Below are 1,219 nucleotides of genomic sequence, written 5' to 3'. Positions count from 1 at the left end.
CTACATGACCACCGGCAGCGGGCGCTACGCATCGTCGGGCCGGTTGTCGTATGCGCTCGGCCTGCGCGGCCCGAGCCTGACGCTGGACACCGCCTGCTCGTCGTCGCTGGCCGCCATCCACCTCGCGGCGCGCGCGGTGCGGCATGGCGAATGCACGCTCGCGATCGCCGGCGGCGTCAACATCATCCTGCAGCCGCACATCAGCATCGCGTACTCGCAAAGCCGCATGATGGCGCCCGACGGCCGCTGCAAGTTCGGCGATGCGCGCGGCGACGGCTACGTGCGCAGCGAAGGCGCCGGCCTGGTCGTGCTGAAGACGCTCGCGCAGGCACGGGCCGATGGCGACCGCATCTACGCGCTGATCCGCGGCAGCGCGGTCAACAACGACGGCCGCAGCAGCGGTTCGATGGGCACGCCCAGCCGCAGCGGGCAGGAGGCCTTGCTGCGCAGCGCGTACCGCGACGCCGGACGTTCGGCCGCCGAGGTCGGCTATGTCGAGGCGCACGGCACCGGCACGCGGGCGGGCGATCCGGTCGAGCTGGGCGCGTTGTCCGATGTGCTCGGCGAGGGCCGCGCGGCGGGCGTGCGTGCCGCGGTCGGTTCGGTGAAGACCAACTTCGGCCACACCGAGGGTGCGGCCGGCGTGGCCGGTTTCATCAAGGCGGCGCTCGCGCTGCAGCACCGGCAGATCCCGGTGAGCCTGCATTGCCATGAGCCGAACCCGGCGATCCCGTGGGCGCAGATGCCGGTGGAAGTGGCGCGCGACGCACGACCGTGGCCCGCACAGGCGCCRCTGGCCGGCATCAGCGCGTTCGGCATCGCCGGCACCAATGCGCACGTCGTGCTGGAAGGGGCGCCGCAGGCCGAGACGGCGAGCGCCGACGGCACCGTGCCGTTGCTCGTGCTGTCGGCGCGCAGCGATGCCGCCTTGCGCGCGCTGGCGCTTCGCTACGCCGCGCTGCTGACCGCCGGCGCGCCGCTGGCCGACGTCTGCTGGAACGCCGCAACGCGCCGCACCGCGCTGGCGCAACGCGCGGCCTTCGTCGCCGACGACGCGCTGGCGATGGCGGCGGCACTGAAGCGGTATGCCGATGGCGAGGCGGCGGCGGCCGAGGGTGTCGCGCCGTCCGAGCGCCCGAAGATCGCGTTCATCTGCCCCGGCCAGGGCGCGCAATGGGCCGGCATGGCGCGCGAGCTGATGGCGCGCGAACCCGTGTTC

General features: G+C 73.8%; 1 protein-coding gene. It reads left to right on the top strand.

Annotation, left to right across the window (positions count from 1 at the left end; all coding sequences use genetic code 11):
- Positions 1-1,219, top strand: a 1,219-nt coding sequence (locus AC1D01_RS35525) for a beta-ketoacyl synthase N-terminal-like domain-containing protein (RefSeq protein ID WP_477874340.1), incomplete at both ends; no start/stop codon positions are given.

The organism is Rhizobacter sp. P3_B12 (assembly GCF_056402895.1).
This window is presented reverse-complemented; position numbering and strand designations above follow the sequence as displayed.